Origin of the sequence: Streptomyces sp. ISL-66 (assembly GCF_018614135.1) — a bacterium.
Classification (GTDB): domain Bacteria; phylum Actinomycetota; class Actinomycetes; order Streptomycetales; family Streptomycetaceae; genus Streptomyces.
The window spans coordinates 23,132-39,802 of sequence record NZ_JAGGOW010000041.1 but is presented as its reverse complement, the minus strand read 5'-3'; the positions used below and the strand labels follow the sequence as shown (position 1 = coordinate 39,802).

The window sequence follows — 16,671 nt, the reverse complement described above, 5'->3', positions numbered from 1 at the left end:
ACACCCATGATCGAAGCCGCACTCCGCGGGAACCCGATGCTCCTTCCGGTGTTCGCCGTCCTGTCCCTGATCGCAGGTGTCCCGGTCTGGTGGCTGGGCAGAAAGCGTCACGCCGCGGTCATCCCGACCGTCGGCTCCACCATCTCCGGCGCGCTGGTCCTGTCCGCCACGCTCTGCCGGCTCACGCCGGAGCGCCCGCCGCGCTCGTGCGTGCCGTCCAGCGCGACGTGGCGGGCGCGGTCGCCGGTCCACAGGGGCTGATGAACGCCGCCCTCTTCGTGCCGCTGGCGTTCTTCGCGTGCTGGGCGACGCGACGGCCCCTTCCCGTACTGGCCGCCTCCTTCGTCCTCTCCGGCACCATCGAACTCGTCCAGGCGCTCACCCCCGGCATGGGCCGCGCCTGCGACTCGGCGGACCTCGCGGCCAACGGGGTCGGCGCGGCAGCGGGTCCGCGGCGGCCTGGCTGCGGATGCGGTCCGCGCCAGGGCGCGGCAAGGCGTCCGCCCTCGCCCCCGCCCCCGGCCTCACCCCCGCGCCGCGCTCCCACCGCCCCCGCCGCAGGGAGGTCCGTCTGACGGCCGCCATCGGCGTCGCGGGCTGCGGCGTACTGGCGGCGGTGGCCATGCCCACCCTGCTGTTCACCCTGCCCGACGTGAGCGACGCCCACCGGGCCGGTCCGGCCCAGCGGCGGGCGGCGGCGGACGCGGTGCACCAGTTCTTCGGTGCTTCCGCGACGCCCACGAAGGTCCAGTACACATCGCGCCCCCGCGGCTGCCCGACGCGCGCGTCACTCGGCAGGAGGCCGAGGACAAGGCTCGCGCCGCCCATCCGGACACCGCGGTCACCAGCAGCGAACTGCTCGCGAAGCAGGACGAGGACGGCGCCTGGCGCCCGTGCTGGATGGTCTCCCTCGCCGTACCGGCCACCGCACCCGCCGCGGCAACGGCCAAGGGCCGGATGCTCGGTGTCACCCTCGACGCCGTGACCGGCGCACCCTTCGCCGGGGCGAGCCTGAACGCGGCCTCCTCAGCCGCACCGGGTGAGGGGTGACGGGTGACGGGTGAGGGGTGACGAGTATGGCGAAGGCATCGCCGCCCGCTGCCCCGAGCGCGCTACTCTCCTGCGCGTGGCGGTCGTTCGGGGCACGGGGGAGGGCTGCGTGGAGCCGGTGAGCAGCCGGGAGGGACCGGGTCCGGACACGCGCGTCCTGCTGAGGCAGGATTCCGTCTTCCTGGAATCCGAAGACGGCGTGTTCCTGCGGAGCGGCGCGGGGGACTTCTTCATCAAGGGCCCGTGGGTCCATGCCCTGCTGAGCCGCCTCGCCCGGGCCCTCGCGGAGGGGGCGACGCTACGGGAACTGTGCCAGGGCCTGCCGGAAGAGCGCGCACGCGTCGTCTCGACGCTGGTACGGAGCCTCGTCGACAGGGATTTCGTCCGGACCCTCGACGACGAACCGGACGGCTTGCTCGACGACGCCGAGCAGTCGCGCTTCGCCGAACAGCTCGCCTACCTCGCACACCACACCCGCACGCCCCGGGCGGCCCTGCGGCGGGTACGCGACTCCCGGGTCGTGGTCCTCGGCGCGGCCGGGCTGGATTTCTGCTCGGCCGCCGACGCCGACGCCGACGCCGACGCCGACGCCGGTGCCCGCGGGGACACTGGCACGGGTGCCGGCTCGGGCACCGGCGCGTGGAGTGCCCTACGGACCCTCGCGCGCAATGGAGTCGGACACCTCGCGCTCCTGAGCGGCGCGCCCACGGCCGGCGCGGGCGAAGCCGAAGGCCGTCACACCCCGGGGTCCTCCGACGAGTCAGCCCAGGTGGAGCGTCTGGCGGCCACCTGGACGGACGGCTGGCAGGACGCGCTGGCCGCCTGGCGGCCGACCGCGATCATCGCCACCCCCGACGGGGTACCCGGCGCCCTGCTCGGCCCGCTGGCCGAACTCGCCCGCCGCACGGGCGCCGTCTTCCTGGCCGCGCGCGTCCACGGAGACCTCGTCCTCAAGGGGCCCCTGGCCGCCGCGCCCGGCCCGCAGGTCACCACCGCCTGCCCGCAGTGCCTGCGACTCCAACTCGCCGACCACGCGGAGGACTCGCTCGCGGCTCACGTCCTGCGCGACGGCGCGATGACGGCGGACCGCATGGGGTACCGCTCGGCCGGTGACGGAACCGCACTGACTCCCTTGCTGGCGGCGGCAGTTGCCTCCGAGCTCGCCATGGACCTGTTCAAGCACCTGGCCGGTGTCATCGAGCCGGACCTCGCCGGCGCGGTCGTCGTGCAGCGCACCGACACCCTGGAGACGTGGCGCGAAGCGCTGCCGCGGCGGCCGGACTGCCCGGCCTGCGGACGCCTGGAGGAAAGCCGCCTCAAGGAGTTCCGGGAGGGCGGACTCGACCTTCCCGGATCCCCCGAGGAGCGCCTGACGCGCTACCGCTCCGCGCTCGGGCCGACCACGGGCATCCTGCGCGCGTTCGACGACGATGACGGCCTGCCGCAGGCACCCGTACGGACCGGCCGGATCCGCACCGGGGCGGTCGTGGGATCCCCGAGCCACGGCTTCAGCGCGGCCACCGCGGACGAGGCCCGGGCCCGCGCGGTGGAACACGCCCTGCGCCAGGCCGCGTACCGGGCCCCCGCACCCCTGCCCGTACGGCACGCCACTCAAGCGCAGCTGAGGGCCGCCGGGGCGGAGCCGGTACCGGGAGGACCGGCGCTTGCCACGGCATGGACCGAGGCCCTCCGGCTGAGCGATGACGCGCCGGTGTGGGTGCCGCTGGACCGGGCGCTCAGGGGCGGCGGTGACGGCGGTGACGGCGGCGGTGGTCCTGCCGCCGGTGTGGGTGTGGGTGTGGGCGCCACCGTACGGGAGGTCGTGGAGGCGGCACTCGCCTCCACGCTGCTCCACGAGCGGCTGCGTGACTGGCTCGACGGACTGTGCGTCCCGGGATTCGTCGACGCGTCGGAAGCCGACGGGCCGCACGCACTCCTGGCGCGGGCCCTGCTGGGCACGGGCGCCCTGACCCTGCGGACGCTCCCGCCGACGACGGAGTACGGCTTCCAGGTGGTCCTCGCGCGCCACGAACCCTCGGACGGCGCACGGCCGTCGCAGGTCGCGGCCGCGGGGCCGACCCGCCGGGCGGCGATCGCGACCGCACTGCGCGAACTCTCCGGCCTCGCCGCGCACCCGGCCGTGGCGACACAGGGGCCGGGCGGATCCCACCACGTGGTGTGCCCGCCGGACTGGCCGGCACCGCCGGGGCGGCCGATGGCGCTCGCCGAGCTCCCGGACCCGCAGGGGCCGCAGGCCCCGGCCGGCCCCGGAGCCCCGTCGGACCCCGGAGCCCCGTCGGACCCCGGAGCCCCGTCGGACCCCGGGGCGCGGCCTGTCCCCGCCGACCTCTCCGATCTCCTCGGCCTCCTCCCTCCCGGCCGGGACGCCCTGCTCGTGCGGCTGGCGCCCGCAGGACTGCCCCGCACACCGGCCGGTGCCCCGGTCGTCCTCGCAGGCCGCGTACTCCTCGTCGACACATCTCAGGACCAGGACCAGGACCAGGACCGGGACCGAGGCCAGGCCCAACCCTAGGCTCAGGCCCAAACCCAGGCCCCGGCCCAGGATGAAGACGGAGGGAGACCATGACACCCGGCGAAGAGGCGGCGAAGATCGCGACCGTCCTGGACTACGTAGAAGCGGTACGGGAGCGCTTCCGGCGGAGCATGGACGACGACGACCTTCCTCCCGACTGGTCCGACCGGCCCTCTTCGCACACCGTCCACCCCGGCACCCAGGAGATCCTCCTCGCGCCCACGTCGGCGGAAGACCTCGGCGGCGGCCTCGCGGACGCCGTAGCGGACCCGACGGCCGGCGGCGGGCACGGCAGCGCCCCGGGCCTCACCCTCCGGAGCCTGGCCTCGGCGTTCCAGGCGACCACCGGGCCCCTGTCCCGCTCCTGGCAGATCGACTGGAACGGCGACGCGTCCCAGCACACCCGGCTGCCGAGCGGCACGTGGCGCCGGGGCACACCCTCGGGCGGGGCGAACTACCCCTGGGAGCTCTACTGGGCGGCCGGCCCCGGACTGCCGGTCCCACCAGGGCTGTTGCACTACGCGAGCGGCCGTCACACCTTGGAGCGCCTCGCCACCGGCGATGTGAGCGCCGCCGTCCACGCGGCCCTGCCCACGGCCGACGCAGGCGCGCCCCGGCCCACCGGCGGCTACCTGATCTGCGCGCTGCGCCCCTGGAAGACCGCCTTCAAGTACGGCAACTTCGCGTACCACCTCGCCACCCACGACATCGGCGCCTTCCTCGGGTCCTGGCAGCTGACGCAGCGGGCCTCCGGCCGTCCCGGCCGCGCGGTGCTGCGCTTCGACGAGCCCGCCGTGAACGCGGTCCTCGGCCTCGACCCCGACCGGGAATCCGCCTACGCCGTGCTGCCCTTGGAGTGGGACCCCGCAGAACACCGTCCCGCGCGGACGACCGTGCCCACGGCCGGGCAGGCCCGCCCGCAGCCCTGGGAGAGGTCCCGGCACGTCAAGGAGTTCCCCGTGCTGACGGCGATGCGCCGCGCCACGGCCGGCGGCGGGACGGGGCAGCCGCACGCTCCCTCGGCAGGACACCGTCCGATGCCGGGGCCTGCGGCGCGGACCGTGCGACTGCCGGATGCGGCGCTTCCCGCGACCGCCCTCTCCGAGCTGCTGTCACGGCGCCGCTCCACGGGAGGGCGCCTCGACCCGCTCGCGCCCCTGACCGCCGACGAACTGGCCGTCGTCCTGCGCTGCGCCGCGGCCGCCGCCCCGGTGGCCGGGGACCGCCGGCTCACCCGGATACGGGTGATCGCGCAACGGATCGAGGGCATCGCACCGGGCGGCTACCGTTACGACCCCGACGAGCACACGCTGATCGCCGCGGGAGCCGCACCCCGGCTGTCCCAACAGGACTACGTCCTGCGGAATTACGCCGTGGCCCAGGCCGGAGCGGTCATCGCCTTCACCTGGCGCCCGGCCCCCGACCTCGCCGCACACGGCCCGCAGGCCTACCGCGTGGCACACGCGGAGGCGGGGGCGGCCGCCCAGCACCTGCACCTCGCGGCACAAGCCGCCGGTCTGGGCTTCGGGCTCGTCCTGGGCGTCGACCTGCGCGCCGTCGACCGGGCGGTCGGCGGTGACGGGGAACCCGAACTGCGGACCTCCCTGTGCGGGTTCCTCGGTGCCCGCATCCGCGGGTCCGCCGCACTCGACGAACGCCTCATGTGAGGCTCAGGTGAGCTGTTCGGCGAAGCGCCACGCCTCGATGTCGCGGTAGCGGATCGGTTCCGGGCCGCGGCCGAAGTTGCTGCCGACCAGGTGGAGGCGTTCGGCGGGCCACGGGCGGCCGGCGAACGCGGCGAGGGAGGCGGCGGCCGCCACCGCGGAGGAGTGGTCGTTCCGGCGGGCGCGCGCCAGCGTCAGATGGGGGCGCAGCGGCCGTTCCTCGAAGGCGATGCCGCACTCCTTGACCACCGTGCGCACCTCGGTGGCGAGCAGGTGCAGCCCTTCGAGGTCGCCGTCGATCCCGGTCCACAACACCCGGTTGTCGAAGTGGCCGCCGCCGCGCAGCGCCAGCCGCAGGGGCTCGCGGGCCGCGGCGAGGTCCGCGAGCGGCTGCCGCAGGAGCGGAACGGCCGCCACGGGGAGCTCACCGAGGAACGCCAGGGTGATGTGCCAGTCCTCGATGCGGTTCCACCGCATCTTCGAGTACGCGTCGTAGGCGGGCCGCAGCTCCCGCTCGAGCTCCTGCTTCGCGTCGTCGGGCGGGGCGAGCGCTATGAAGACGCGGACGGTCGCGGCCGCGATCCGTTCGTTCACGAGGGCCTTCGTGCCGTCTTCGGGCGGTTCGGTCATCATTCCTGTTCCCTGCGTACGTATCGGGCTGCACCATCTTGACCTGGAGTCCGATCGAGGTCCTCACGGCAGGTCCCCACTGATCACGCCCTGGTCATGCCCTGGTCACGTCCGGGTGGCGAACGGGCCCGCGGGGCCGAAGGCGAGGCGGGCGAAGCGTTCGGCGATGCGGCGGTGGGTGGCGGGGTCCGGGTGCAGGCCGTCGGGCAGCGGCAGTTCGGCGTGGTCGGCCTCGCCGTAGAGGTCGAGGCCGTCGAGGTAGTGCAGGTTCGGGTCGGTGGCGGCGCGCAGGCTGACGATGCGGGCCAGCTCGTCCCGGATCACGGTGAGGGTCAGCTTCCCCGCGGCGCTCTCCGCGGGATCGCCGGTGGCGACGAACCGCAGCCGGCCCTCGCTCATCGCGCTGAAATCCGGGGCGCAGGGTCCCGGGGTGTTCTCGTGGATGGGGCAGTGGATCGGGGAGACGACCAGCAGCGGGGCGGTCGGGTGGCCCTCGCGGATGGTGTCGAGGAAGCCGTGGACGGCCGGACCGAACGCGCGCAGCCGCATCGCGTCCGTGTTGACGATGTTGATGCCGATCTTGAGGCTGATCAGGTCGGCGGGGGTGTCGCGCATGGCGCGGGCGGTGAACGGGTCGAGCAGCGCGCCGCCGCCGAAGCCCAGGTTGATCAGCTCCGCGTTGCCCGATGCGGCGGCAAGGGCGGGCCAGATCCCCGTCGGCGTGGCCGCGTTGGAGCCGTGGCTGATCGAACTCCCGTGGTGCATCCAGACCTTGCGGCCACGGGGCGGCGGGGTGTGGACGGGGGCGTCGGTGCGCAGGGAGACCAGTCGGGTGGTCTCGTCGTGCGGCAGCCAGATCTCCACGTCCTTCTCCTCGCCGGACAGGCCGCTGAACCGCAGCGTCTCCACCGGACCGGTACGGGCGCGCGTGGTCCCGGCCGCCATGTCGATGGTGAGCGTGTCGCCGCTGGTCACGCTGTCCCGGCCAGCGAGTCGCCCGTCGACGAGGAGCTCGTACACCCCGTCGGGGCGCGGCGGCGCTCCGACGTAGACCCGCTTGGTGGCCACCACGTCCAGTTCGACGGCGGTGGCCCGGGTGCGGAAGGCCAGCCGCACGCCGGAGGGCTGCGACTCGGCCATGGCCAGCTGACCGTCGGGGATCTGCCGCCGGGCGCTCGCGGGCAGCCGGTGGGGCAGCGCGCCGCGTTCCGTGTGCTCCAGGTCGAGTGCGCCGCGCAGGAGGTCGGCGGTGACGGGGGTGGTCGTCCAGTCGTGCGGGGTGCTCATGTCCTCGGGTCTTCTCCGTGAGGGGTGACGGGCCGGGAGGGGCCCGTCAGGGGGCGGTCGGCCAGGTGCGCAGCAGGGCGTCGAGCGCGTTGAGGATCTCGGTCCAGCTCTCCTGCGGGCTCGGGGCGCTGTGGCTGAACCCGCCCGCGCCCTCCAGGCCGACGTAGCCGCTGAAGACGCTGCCCAGCAGTCGTACCGCATGCGTCTGCTGCGGCTCGGGCAGGTCGTACCCGTGCAGGATCGCCCGCATCATCCGGGCGTGCCGGACCCCGGCGCCGGCCGCGGCCGCCTCCGGGTCGAGCCGGTACGCGGCTGCGGCGAAGCGGCCCGGATGCTCGAGGGCGTAGTCGCGGTAGGCGTTCGCGAAGGAGGTCAGGGCGTCCTTGCCGGCCCGGCCGGCCACCGCGGTCGAGGCCAGGTCGGCCAGTTCTTCCAGGGCGAGCAGGGCGATCCGGGTCTTGAGGTCGTGGGCGTTCTTCACGTGCGAGTACAGGCTCGCGGTCTTGACGCCGAACCGCCGGGCGAGCTCCGCGGGGGTCGCCCGCTCGAAGCCGATCTCATCGGCCAGCTCCGCCCCCGCCCGGACCAAGCGCTCCGTGGTGAGCCCTACCCGTTCAGCCCGTGTCATGCCGACCTCTTCCGAATTACCCCTCGCTTCTTACGTAGATGATTATGCATTTGGCTAATTCGATTAGGCAAATCGGCGTGACTCGATGGCCGTGTGCGCGGACCTCCTCCGCCTACGGATCGCCGAACGCGGGATCCGGGATCTCCCGGCGGGGGACCGGAGCGATCTCGCACTGGACCCGTCGAATCCCACGGGCCGGGGCCGCGCCCGGATGCGCGGTGGGCCCGCCCCGGCCCGGCGCGGAGCCGGTAGGGCCGAGTGCGCCACTCCCAGCCGTGCCGGAGGGTCAGGGCGGGAACGGCGGCCCAGTCCAGCGGTGCCGGCCCGGCGGCGGCGCGTAGCCGCGGCCACGACAGCTCCCCGCCCCCCGCCAACGCTGCCTCGAGCGCGGCCTCGAGGCGCGGATCCACCGACCGCTCCTCCAGGAGGGCCCGGGTGCGGCGGCCGTCGGTGAGGAGGAGGCCCCACCCCCGGGCCCGGCAGAGCCCTTCGAGAGCCTGGTACTTGGCGATGTTGACGGCCATGGCCATCTCGTAGACGGGTTTGACCTCGATCAGGACGCACCGGCCGTCCGTGGTGGCGGCCAGCAGATCGGGGTAGTAGGTCCGCTGCCTGCCGTCGAACCAGTAGGAGAGCGCGAGGGGTTGCTCCTGGTAGTACGCGACCTGCTCGGCGAAGCCGAGGAGCTGGATCACCCGCAGCTCGATGGCGGACTCGTAGGCCACGCCGCGCCCCAGTTTCGGACAGAGCCAGGAGCCGGATCGCGCGTCGGCGCTCCCCGCTGCGCGCAAGGCCTCCAACTCGGCGCGTGGCGGCGCCGGTTCGGCCGGGCCGAACCACTTGACCTCGGACGCCAGTGCCGCCCACCTCCGCGTCGCCCGCTCGATCCGGGCCCGGCGCGTCGCCTCACGGCGGACGGCCTCGTGGCGCAGCACGCGTACGGTCGCGGCCTCGGCCGTCAGGTGTTCGGCGCGTGCCTTGGCGGCTCCGGCCAGGGAGGCGAGCAGGGGCACGGCCCGCTGGGGAGCCACCGAGGGCAACAGGGCCTCGGCCAGGTCGAGGAGCCGTTCCGCGGCCGAGGGCCCCGCGTCCGGCGGTGCGGCCTCCACCCGGCTCAGATCGGCCAGCAGGCCGCGCAGCCTGCGCGACGCGGGGGCGAGGCTGCCCCGTATCCGGCGGATCGCCACCACCTGCAACTGCCGGATGCGCTCACGGGACAACCCGAGGGCCTCGCCGACCTCCGCCAGCGTCTGCGTCGGCCGGTCGTGCAGGCCGAACCGGCGGTCCATGATCTCCCGGTGGCGCCCGGCGGGAAGCTCCGCCACGGCCGTGGCGACGAGCTCGCGCAGCACCATCACGGTGTGGGCGTCGCCTTCGGCGATGGGCTCCCAGTCCGAGGACAGTCCGACGGCGCCGGGGCAGAGGCACTCCAGCAGCCAGTCGTCCAGCAGGAGCCGTCCGCTTTCGCGCCACAGCCGCGCGGCCGCCGCCCGGCGCACGTCGGCCGGTACGGCGGCCAGGCCGGCGGTCACCCGGCGGGCGAGGAAGACCTCACGGCGCGCGGCGCCGAGTACGTGAGCGGTCGCGTGCTCCCAGTCGGCCAGCACGTCGGCGTCCCCGCCGTCGGCCGCCGGCGTTCCCGCGGCTGGCGTGTCGTGCCCGGGCCGTGATTCCGGCTCCGGTCCTCGCCGCCGGCCCGCCGCACGTTCGTGCTGGTCGCGGTGCCGGTGATCCTCCGAGACGGCCTGCCACGGGTAGCCGGGCTCTGCCGTCAGCCGGGCGCGCAGCCACTCCAGCACCTGGTCCGGCTCGGGAACGGGGTGCGGGACGAACCGGGCCAGCCGGGCCCGGATGGCGCCCGCCGACCGGCCGTGGCGCCCGGCGAGCTCCTCCAGCGCGAGTCCGTCCCGTACGCGGTCGACGAGCTGGGCGTCCTCCGCCGCGTTCCACGGATGCCCGTGCCTCGATTCGGGCGGCTGGTCCGTCATGCGATCCCCCCCCAGGAAACGGCCGGTGAGGGCGTAGAGCCCCCTACCAAAATACCCAAACCGAGGGACGGCTCCCCTTGCCGGGAGGCCCTGGCCGAGGAGGAGGCCGCGGGCGGCCGGCGGCGGTGTTCGCGGAGCCCGGGCTCAGCTGGCGGACCCCGCCGCCGAACCCGTCGCCAGCTCCGTGCCCCAGTGGGCGATCGCCGCGGGCAGGTCGAGCGGGCCGGAGCGCAGGTCCGAATCCGCGGCGGGCCAGTCCTCACGGGGGACCCGCCACATCAGCTCGAATTCGTTGCCGTCGGGGTCCTTGGCGTAGAAGGACTTCGAGACCAGGTGGTCCGTCGCGCCGACCATCGCGCCGCGTTCGGTGATCTTCCGCCCCAGCTCCGCCAGCTCACCGAGCGTGCCGACCTCCCAGGCCAGGTGGTACAGGCCGACCCGGCCCTGCTCGGGGCCCGGCGCGTCGGCTCCGATTGCGAACAGGCCGAGGTCGTGGTCGTTGAGGCTGCCCGGGGCGCTGAGGAAGGCGGCGCGGCCGGGGATCAGGTGGTCGACCTGGAACCCGAAGACGTCGGTGTAGAACTCGACGGACCGGTCGATCTCCCGGATCCAGAGCACGGCGTGGTTCAGGCGGCGGACGGACATGCGGCGGGGCTCCTTGCGTCGAACGGTGGCCTGCTCGGGGTGTGTGACCCCACGATACCGTTCAAATTCGAACTACTGACTCCGGCGCCGGGCCCCCGGACCGTCGGTCACTGCTCGTCGTAAGGGAACCGGGCGAGGGGTGCTTCCCGGGCGAAGAACGTCTTGGCCCGGGTGGCCGCCTGTTCGTCGGCGAGTATCTGGCCGGGCCGGGATCCGTTGCCGAGCAGGACGCCGCCGAACCGCATGCCCATGTAGGCCGCGGTGTGGTGCAGGGTGAGGACCAGGGGCTCGGCGACGACCTCCTCGCGGTGTGCCATGGCCGTCACGCCCCACAGCGTGCGGCCGGCCATCTTCGCCTTGAAGCCGGGGTCGGGGGTGGCCAGCCACTTCGACCAGTAGTCGAGGTAGCGCTTGGCGTAGGACGACACGGAGTACCAGTACAGCGGCGAGGCGATCACGATGTCGGTGGCGGCGAGGGTGGCGTCCCGGAGCAGTGCCTCGTCACCCTCCTCCTGCGGCCACGGGCCCGCCGCGTGGCGCCCGTCGTGATAGTCGGGCAGACGGAGCTGCGCCAGGTCCAGCCACCGCTGTTCGGTGTCGCCTGGCAGCTGTTCCGCCGCGGCACGTGCCAGGAGTTCGGTGTTGCCCTGCGAACGGGCGCTGCCGAGGAGGAACAGGAACGAACGGGCGGCCATGGGCGTGCTCCAGAATCGGTTCGGGGCGGGACCTACTGTGCCCCGGTGTGAGGTGGCTTTCCCCGCCTCCAACTGCCGCCCCCCGGCCCGTTATTCCGGCGGTGGACCGCGCCCCGTACCGGTCGGCCCGACTCCGAATCCACTGGCGAGCAGGGCCTTGACGGGCGAGCATGGAACGCATGACTGACGAGCAACCCGTGCGATGGAGCCAGGCAACCGTCTACCCCGACATGTGGGCCGACCCGGACGTCGACCCCCGCAACAGGGACGGGGCCAATCCGGTCGAGGGCGAGCTCGCGACGCTGCAGGACTTCTTGGGGGACTACCGCTTGACCTTTCGGATGAAGTGCGAGGGTCTGGACGCGGAGCAGCTGGCCCGGCGGTCGGTTCCGCCGTCGACGATGTCGCTCCTCGGACTGGTCCGGCACCTCGCGGAGGTGGAGCGGGACTGGAGCAACTGGATCAGCGACGGCGACCCGCTGCTGAAGCTGTACGGAGCCAAGGACGCGGACTTCCACGGAGCGGTCGCCGAACAGGCGGTGGTCGACGCCGCATTCGAGGATCTGGAGCGCGAGCAGGCCGCGACCGATGCCGCACTGGCCCGGCACCCGGATCTGAGCGAGCGTCTGGGGAAGGACGCGATCGCGGTACGGGAGCTGATGGTGCACAGGATCGACGAGTACGCCCGCCACAGCGGCCACGCCGACCTGCTGCGCGAGTGCATCGACGGCAGGGTGGGCCAGTGAGGCCTCGGCGAGGCTGACGCCGGCCGGGCCGACCCGGCTCGCCCGGGGTCCGAAGAGGCGCGTGTGACGGCCGCCGACCCCGTCGCGGACTTCGCGCTCCCGCTCCCGCCACCCCATGGCCGGCCCACCGGAACGGCAGACGGGCGAAGGCGGCGTCCCCCGGACGGGGCGCCGCACGGAGTGGTGTGCGGCGCTACGGCGTACGGGTGCGCGCATAGTTCCGGTGTGACGCGTAAGGCACTACAGATGAACGACCCCGCGGTGGGGTGGCGGCCCGACGGCTGGGACGTACGGGTCCGGCTCGGCGTGCTCGTCCCGGAAGGGGACGTGGGACCGGAGTCCGAACTGCGCGCGATGGCACCGGCCGATGTCGGCCTGCACGCCGCGCGCGTGCCGTTCCGCGCCATGCGGCCGGGCGGCGTGATGGATCGGACGATCCCCCTCGCGCCGGTACGGGACTTCGCCGCGCCGCCCCATGTGGACGAGGCGGCGGCACGGTTGGCCAACGCACCCCTGGCGGCCCTCGCGTACGCGTTCACGAGCTCCGCGTACGTGATCGGCGCGCAGGGCGAGGCGGAGATGATCGCCCGCCTGAGCGCCCGCGCGAACGGGCTCCCGGTGGTGGCCACCGGCGCCGCGACCGTCGACGCCCTGCGCGCGGCCGACGTCGCCGCCGTCTGCCTGATCGATCCGCCCTGGTTCGGCACGGCTCTGAACGACCTCGGCCGGGCGTACTACGAGGCCGCTGGTTTCGACGTACGGTTCGCGGCGCCCTGCGCCCTGTCCAGCGACCAGACCCTGATCCGCCCGGGTGACCTGCACGACTGGGTTGCCGGTCACGTACCCGACGAGGCCGAAGCCGTCGTCATCGGCGGCAACGGCCTGCGCGCGGTCGGCGTGATCGAGGCCCTCGAGGCCACGCTCGGCCGGCCCGTGTTCACCGCGAACCAGGTGCTGCTGTGGTCGGCCCTGCACGCGGCCGGTGCGCACACGGGGGACATCACGGGTTACGGACGGCTCTTCGCACTGTCTCCGCGCTGAATGGTCACGGACGCGGTCACGGAGGCGGTCACGCACGCGGAAACGGACACACGAGTCCGAGACGGGGCCCACCCGATGATTGCCTCACTTGGGGGCCCGTGTAAATCTATGGCGGCCAAAGGAGACATTCGCCTGTGGTGGTACGGTCTCCGTAATGACAGCAGACGACTCGTTCGGCCGTCTCGATGACGACGACTACCCCGCCTACACCATGGGCCGGGCCGCCGAGATGCTCGGCACCACGCAGGGTTTCCTGCGCGCCATCGGTGAAGCCCGCCTCATCACCCCGCTGCGCTCCGAGGGCGGCCACCGCCGCTACTCGCGCTACCAGCTGCGGATCGCCGCCCGGGCGCGGGAGCTCGTGGACCAGGGCACGCCCGTCGAGGCCGCCTGCCGCATCATCATCCTCGAGGACCAGCTCGAAGAGGCCCAGCGCCTCAACGCCGAATACCGCCGGGCCGCGGAAGGCGCCGGAGAGACCGGCGAGACCGGAGACGCCGAAGCGTCCGGTCCGTCCGATGCCTGAAAAGCTGCGCTGCGGGTGGATCAATATCTGTGACCGCGAAGTGAGGGTTTAGCGAGCCGCGCGGTCAGGGTTCTTACCGTGTCAAAGAGAGTGGAATTATCCATCGGACGCGGCCCCCCTCGGCGTGCTACTGTCGATCTCAGTTGCAGTTGTGGTTCCCAAAACTTCAAGTGCCTTCACCAGTCTTTGCGGCCGGTGAAAGCACTTTTGTATTTCCGGTCATTTCCGGGCGGGGCATCATCGCGGCGACCCGGCATTCGTACAGTGCGGACGTCGGTGTACTGCCCCAAAGGAGATAAAACATGGCATCTGGCACCGTGAAGTGGTTCAACGCCGCCAAGGGTTTCGGCTTCATCGAGCAGGATGGTGGCGGCGCTGACGTGTTCGCCCACTTCTCGAACATCGCCGCCCAGGGCTTCCGCGAGCTGCAGGAAGGCCAGAAGGTCACCTTCGACATCGCGCAGGGCCAGAAGGGCCCGACGGCCGAGAACATCGTTCCGGCCTGACGCTGACGCGTGACTTCGTAGCTGGGGCCCGCATCCCTCGGGGTGGGGGCCCCAGCTACGGGCATTTTTCATACTGGCTTCGCCTGTGCGACGACCGTCGCCCGCGAAGCTCACCCCGGGGACGCAGGGCTCTTCGTAGCCTCCCCCGCCCACGTCCCGGATTCCACATCCGAAGGACGTCACTGATTTTGCCGCCTGCGCCCCGACCGGGTTTCCGCGGGCTGGATTCACTTTCGCATTCTATTCGGCCCGTTCTCGTGATTACCCGCGCGGCTTCTCTGCTGCGGGAATTCCTTGATACGAGCCGTATCAAGGAAGGTTCTGAATGAACCCCACACGTAGGAACGACCGCTCTCCCCGAAGCCGCACCGGTGGCCCCGCCTTCGGCGGCTCCGCTTCCGGCTCCGGCGGCGGTTCCGGCCGCGGCCGCTTCGGCGCGCCCGCCCAGAGCCGTTCCGGCGGTCCCAGCCGCTCGGGTGGTCCCAGCCGCTCGGGTGGTCCCAGCCGTTCGGGTGGCGGCTACGGCCGTCGGCCCGCAGCGATCCAGGGCGAGTTCGCCCTGCCGAAGACGATCACTCCCGCGCTGCCGGCCGTCGAGGCGTTCGCCGACCTCGACATGCCCGAGCAGCTGCTCGCGGCGCTGACCGCGCAGGGCGTGACCGTCCCCTTCCCGATCCAGGGCGCCACGCTGCCCAACACCCTGGCGGGCCGCGACGCGCTCGGCCGTGGGCGCACCGGTTCCGGCAAGACCCTGGCCTTCGGCCTGGCCCTGCTGGCCCGTACCGCCGGACAGCGCGCGGAGCCCCGCCAGCCGCTGGCCCTGATCCTCGTACCGACGCGCGAGCTGGCACAGCAGGTGACCGACGCGCTCACCCCGTACGCCCGCTCCGTGAAGCTGCGCCTGACCACCGTCGTCGGCGGCATGTCCATCGGCAAGCAGGCCGGCGCGCTGCGCGGCGGCGCCGAAGTCGTCGTTGCCACGCCGGGCCGCCTCAAGGACCTCATCGACCGTGGTGACTGCCGGCTGAACCAGGTCGGCATCACCGTCCTGGACGAGGCCGACCAGATGGCCGACATGGGCTTCATGCCCCAGGTCACCGCCCTCCTGGACCAGGTGCGCCCCGAGGGCCAGCGGATGCTGTTCTCCGCCACCCTGGACCGCAACGTCGACCTGCTGGTGCGTCGCTACCTGACCGACCCGGTCGTGCACTCGGTCGACCCGTCCGCGGGCGCGGTCACCACGATGGAGCACCACGTCCTGCACGTCCACGGCGCCGACAAGCACCGCACGACGACGGAGATCGCGGCGCGCGAGGGCCGGGTGATGATGTTCCTGGACACCAAGCACGCCGTCGACCGGCTGACGCAGGACCTGCTGAACAGCGGAGTCCGCGCCGCCGCGCTGCACGGCGGGAAGTCCCAGCCGCAGCGCACCCGGACGCTGGCCCAGTTCAAGACCGGGCACGTGACCGTGCTCGTGGCCACGAACGTCGCCGCACGCGGCATCCACGTCGACAACCTCGACCTCGTCGTCAACGTCGACCCGCCGACCGACCACAAGGACTACCTGCACCGCGGTGGCCGTACGGCCCGCGCCGGCGAGTCCGGCAGGGTCGTCACCCTGGTCACGCCCAACCAGCGCCGCGAGATGACCCGCCTCATGGCGGCCGCGGGCATCGTGCCCGAGACCACCCAGGTGCGGGCCGGCGACGAGGCGCTCAACCGGATCACCGGAGCCCAGGCTCCCTCCGGCGTCCCCGTCGTCATCACCGCACCGGTGAGCGAGCGGCCCAAGCGCAGCGCGGCCTCTCGCGGCCGGCGCAGCCCCGCCTCGGCCGCCCGGCGCGTCAGCGTGCGGCAGTCCGGCTTCAACGCGGCGGCCTGACAGCACTTTGCTCAGGAAACTGACCCATCAGTGCAGGAGGCACGTTGTGACGCTGATCCACATGGAGCCCCGCTCGGCGAGTGCTCCTCCTGCTGACCGGACGGTTGCGGACGCCATGGACGCGGCCGGACCCCAGGTCTGTGACGACATGACCGTCGAGGTCGCCCTGGCCGTCATGGCCAGCGCCCGCGCCGGACATCTGCTCGTCTGTGACGAGGACGGCCTGTGCACCGGGCTGGTCACCCGTGCCCAGCTCGTGGCCGTCGGCGACGGCGCCGCGTACACGGACCGGGTCCGGCTGCGCGACGTCCTGGGCGACCACGGCCCGGTCGCCTCTTCGGCGACCACGATGGCCGAGGCCGAGCACGCGATGCGCTACCGCAGGCTCGACGCCCTGCCCGTCGTCGATGAACAAGGCAGCGCCATGGGTGTTCTCGCCCTTGCCCGCTGAGCCGCCTCACCGCGGCGGATCCGTCCCTCCTCTTTCTCCCTGTGAGGCATCATGCGCGTTGTCATCGCCCGTTTCCCGTTCGATCTGACCAAGAGCGGCGTCCTGGAATCGATGAAGGGCATCAAGCCCGAGGAGGTCATCGGCGAGTCGGTGATCATCGGCCGCCGCGTGTACCCGGTCAAGCAGGTCGGCCAGGTCGTCACCCGCCAGGACCGTCGTGATTTCAGCGTCGGCGAAGTCCTCAGGGCCATGACCCAGCTCGGCTTCACCTGCCGCGGGATCCCCGAGGTCGCCGCGCCCGCGCGCGCCCTCAGCCCGTTGCAGCAGGCTTCCGCGATGCTCGGCACCCCCGTGACCGTCTGACCGAAGGCCCGGCGCGACCCGCCACCCGAACAC

General features: G+C 73.0%; 18 protein-coding genes. 12 read left to right on the top strand and 6 right to left on the bottom strand.

Annotated features, from left to right (window positions below):
- Positions 1-6: 6 nt before the first annotated feature.
- The 5 genes from J7E97_RS09765 to J7E97_RS09745 all read left to right on the top strand — a co-directional run bounded on the left by J7E97_RS09765 (position 7) and on the right by J7E97_RS09745 (position 5,250).
- A complete protein-coding gene (locus tag J7E97_RS09765) occupies positions 7-261 on the top strand; it encodes a hypothetical protein (protein ID WP_215024516.1) in 255 nt (84 codons plus the stop codon).
- Positions 261-575, top strand: a complete 315-nt coding sequence (locus J7E97_RS09760; RefSeq protein ID WP_215024514.1) for a VanZ family protein — start codon at positions 261-263, stop codon at positions 573-575. The genes J7E97_RS09765 and J7E97_RS09760 overlap by 1 nt, the downstream gene beginning before the upstream one ends.
- A 325-nt stretch (positions 576-900) precedes the next feature.
- Positions 901-1,050: a hypothetical protein gene (locus J7E97_RS09755; RefSeq protein WP_215024512.1), complete on the top strand. Its 150-nt coding sequence runs from the start codon at positions 901-903 to the stop codon at positions 1,048-1,050.
- A 76-nt stretch (positions 1,051-1,126) separates the two neighbouring features.
- Positions 1,127-3,583, top strand: a complete 2,457-nt coding sequence (locus J7E97_RS09750; RefSeq protein ID WP_215024510.1) for a TOMM precursor leader peptide-binding protein — start codon at positions 1,127-1,129, stop codon at positions 3,581-3,583.
- A gap of 50 nt (positions 3,584-3,633) precedes the next feature.
- Positions 3,634-5,250: a nitroreductase family protein gene (locus J7E97_RS09745; RefSeq protein WP_215024508.1), complete on the top strand. Its 1,617-nt coding sequence runs from the start codon at positions 3,634-3,636 to the stop codon at positions 5,248-5,250.
- A gap of 3 nt (positions 5,251-5,253) precedes the next feature.
- On the opposite strand, the gene thpR is transcribed toward J7E97_RS09745, so the two are convergent.
- From thpR to J7E97_RS09715, 6 genes are all read right to left on the bottom strand, one after another.
- A complete protein-coding gene (gene thpR, locus J7E97_RS09740; RefSeq protein WP_215024555.1) occupies positions 5,254-5,877 on the bottom strand; it encodes an RNA 2',3'-cyclic phosphodiesterase in 624 nt (207 codons plus the stop codon).
- A gap of 105 nt (positions 5,878-5,982) precedes the next feature.
- Complete coding sequence (locus J7E97_RS09735; RefSeq protein ID WP_215024506.1) at positions 5,983-7,164, bottom strand: GDSL-type esterase/lipase family protein; 1,182 nt, start codon at positions 7,162-7,164, stop codon at positions 5,983-5,985.
- 46 nt (positions 7,165-7,210) lie between these two features.
- Positions 7,211-7,792: a TetR/AcrR family transcriptional regulator gene (locus J7E97_RS09730; RefSeq protein WP_215024504.1), complete on the bottom strand. Its 582-nt coding sequence runs from the start codon at positions 7,790-7,792 to the stop codon at positions 7,211-7,213.
- A complete protein-coding gene (locus J7E97_RS09725) occupies positions 7,789-9,780 on the bottom strand; it encodes a sigma factor-like helix-turn-helix DNA-binding protein (protein ID WP_215024502.1) in 1,992 nt (663 codons plus the stop codon). Before J7E97_RS09725 ends, J7E97_RS09730 begins: the two co-directional genes overlap by 4 nt.
- A gap of 144 nt (positions 9,781-9,924) precedes the next feature.
- A complete protein-coding gene (locus J7E97_RS09720) occupies positions 9,925-10,425 on the bottom strand; it encodes a VOC family protein (protein ID WP_215024500.1) in 501 nt (166 codons plus the stop codon).
- Positions 10,426-10,532: 107 nt separating this feature from the next.
- The gene (locus J7E97_RS09715) at positions 10,533-11,120 is read right to left on the bottom strand and encodes a flavodoxin family protein (RefSeq protein ID WP_215024498.1); all 588 of its coding nucleotides are present in this window, start codon (positions 11,118-11,120) and stop codon (positions 10,533-10,535) included.
- A 170-nt stretch (positions 11,121-11,290) separates the two neighbouring features.
- Here J7E97_RS09715 and J7E97_RS09710 point away from each other — a divergent pair, with 170 nt between their 5' ends.
- The 7 genes from J7E97_RS09710 (at position 11,291) to J7E97_RS09680 (ending at position 16,638) form a co-directional block, all read left to right on the top strand.
- Positions 11,291-11,866: a DinB family protein gene (locus J7E97_RS09710; protein WP_215024496.1), complete on the top strand. Its 576-nt coding sequence runs from the start codon at positions 11,291-11,293 to the stop codon at positions 11,864-11,866.
- Between the two features lie 246 nt (positions 11,867-12,112).
- Positions 12,113-12,907: a maleate cis-trans isomerase gene (locus tag J7E97_RS09705; protein ID WP_215024494.1), complete on the top strand. Its 795-nt coding sequence runs from the start codon at positions 12,113-12,115 to the stop codon at positions 12,905-12,907.
- A 154-nt stretch (positions 12,908-13,061) separates the two neighbouring features.
- A complete protein-coding gene (locus J7E97_RS09700) occupies positions 13,062-13,433 on the top strand; it encodes a MerR family transcriptional regulator (protein WP_215024492.1) in 372 nt (123 codons plus the stop codon).
- A 302-nt stretch (positions 13,434-13,735) separates the two neighbouring features.
- A complete protein-coding gene (locus J7E97_RS09695) occupies positions 13,736-13,939 on the top strand; it encodes a cold-shock protein (RefSeq protein WP_215024490.1) in 204 nt (67 codons plus the stop codon).
- Positions 13,940-14,264: 325 nt separating this feature from the next.
- Positions 14,265-15,824 (top strand): DEAD/DEAH box helicase, encoded by a 1,560-nt coding sequence (locus tag J7E97_RS09690; RefSeq protein WP_215024488.1) that lies wholly within the window; start codon positions 14,265-14,267, stop codon positions 15,822-15,824.
- A gap of 61 nt (positions 15,825-15,885) precedes the next feature.
- Positions 15,886-16,275 carry a CBS domain-containing protein gene (locus tag J7E97_RS09685; RefSeq protein ID WP_251054168.1) on the top strand — a complete coding sequence of 130 codons (390 nt, stop codon included), beginning with the start codon at positions 15,886-15,888 and terminating at the stop codon, positions 16,273-16,275.
- Between the two features lie 51 nt (positions 16,276-16,326).
- Positions 16,327-16,638, top strand: coding sequence for an SCO5918 family protein (locus tag J7E97_RS09680; protein ID WP_215024486.1), 312 nt, complete (start codon positions 16,327-16,329; stop codon positions 16,636-16,638).
- Positions 16,639-16,671 lie beyond the last annotated feature (33 nt).

Coding starts and splice junctions, on each gene's coding strand:
- J7E97_RS09765 (WP_215024516.1), top strand. CDS start 7: ATGATCGAAGCCGCACTCCGCGGGAACCCGATGCTCCTTCCGGTGTTC.
- J7E97_RS09760 (WP_215024514.1), top strand. CDS start 261: ATGAACGCCGCCCTCTTCGTGCCGCTGGCGTTCTTCGCGTGCTGGGCG.
- J7E97_RS09755 (WP_215024512.1), top strand. CDS start 901: ATGGTCTCCCTCGCCGTACCGGCCACCGCACCCGCCGCGGCAACGGCC.
- J7E97_RS09745 (WP_215024508.1), top strand. CDS start 3,634: ATGACACCCGGCGAAGAGGCGGCGAAGATCGCGACCGTCCTGGACTAC.
- thpR (WP_215024555.1), bottom strand. CDS start 5,877: ATGACCGAACCGCCCGAAGACGGCACGAAGGCCCTCGTGAACGAACGG.
- J7E97_RS09735 (WP_215024506.1), bottom strand. CDS start 7,164: ATGAGCACCCCGCACGACTGGACGACCACCCCCGTCACCGCCGACCTC.
- J7E97_RS09730 (WP_215024504.1), bottom strand. CDS start 7,792: ATGACACGGGCTGAACGGGTAGGGCTCACCACGGAGCGCTTGGTCCGG.
- J7E97_RS09725 (WP_215024502.1), bottom strand. CDS start 9,780: ATGACGGACCAGCCGCCCGAATCGAGGCACGGGCATCCGTGGAACGCG.
- J7E97_RS09720 (WP_215024500.1), bottom strand. CDS start 10,425: ATGTCCGTCCGCCGCCTGAACCACGCCGTGCTCTGGATCCGGGAGATC.
- J7E97_RS09715 (WP_215024498.1), bottom strand. CDS start 11,120: ATGGCCGCCCGTTCGTTCCTGTTCCTCCTCGGCAGCGCCCGTTCGCAG.
- J7E97_RS09710 (WP_215024496.1), top strand. CDS start 11,291: ATGGAACGCATGACTGACGAGCAACCCGTGCGATGGAGCCAGGCAACC.
- J7E97_RS09705 (WP_215024494.1), top strand. CDS start 12,113: ATGAACGACCCCGCGGTGGGGTGGCGGCCCGACGGCTGGGACGTACGG.
- J7E97_RS09700 (WP_215024492.1), top strand. CDS start 13,062: ATGACAGCAGACGACTCGTTCGGCCGTCTCGATGACGACGACTACCCC.
- J7E97_RS09695 (WP_215024490.1), top strand. CDS start 13,736: ATGGCATCTGGCACCGTGAAGTGGTTCAACGCCGCCAAGGGTTTCGGC.
- J7E97_RS09690 (WP_215024488.1), top strand. CDS start 14,265: ATGAACCCCACACGTAGGAACGACCGCTCTCCCCGAAGCCGCACCGGT.
- J7E97_RS09685 (WP_251054168.1), top strand. CDS start 15,886: ATGGAGCCCCGCTCGGCGAGTGCTCCTCCTGCTGACCGGACGGTTGCG.
- J7E97_RS09680 (WP_215024486.1), top strand. CDS start 16,327: ATGCGCGTTGTCATCGCCCGTTTCCCGTTCGATCTGACCAAGAGCGGC.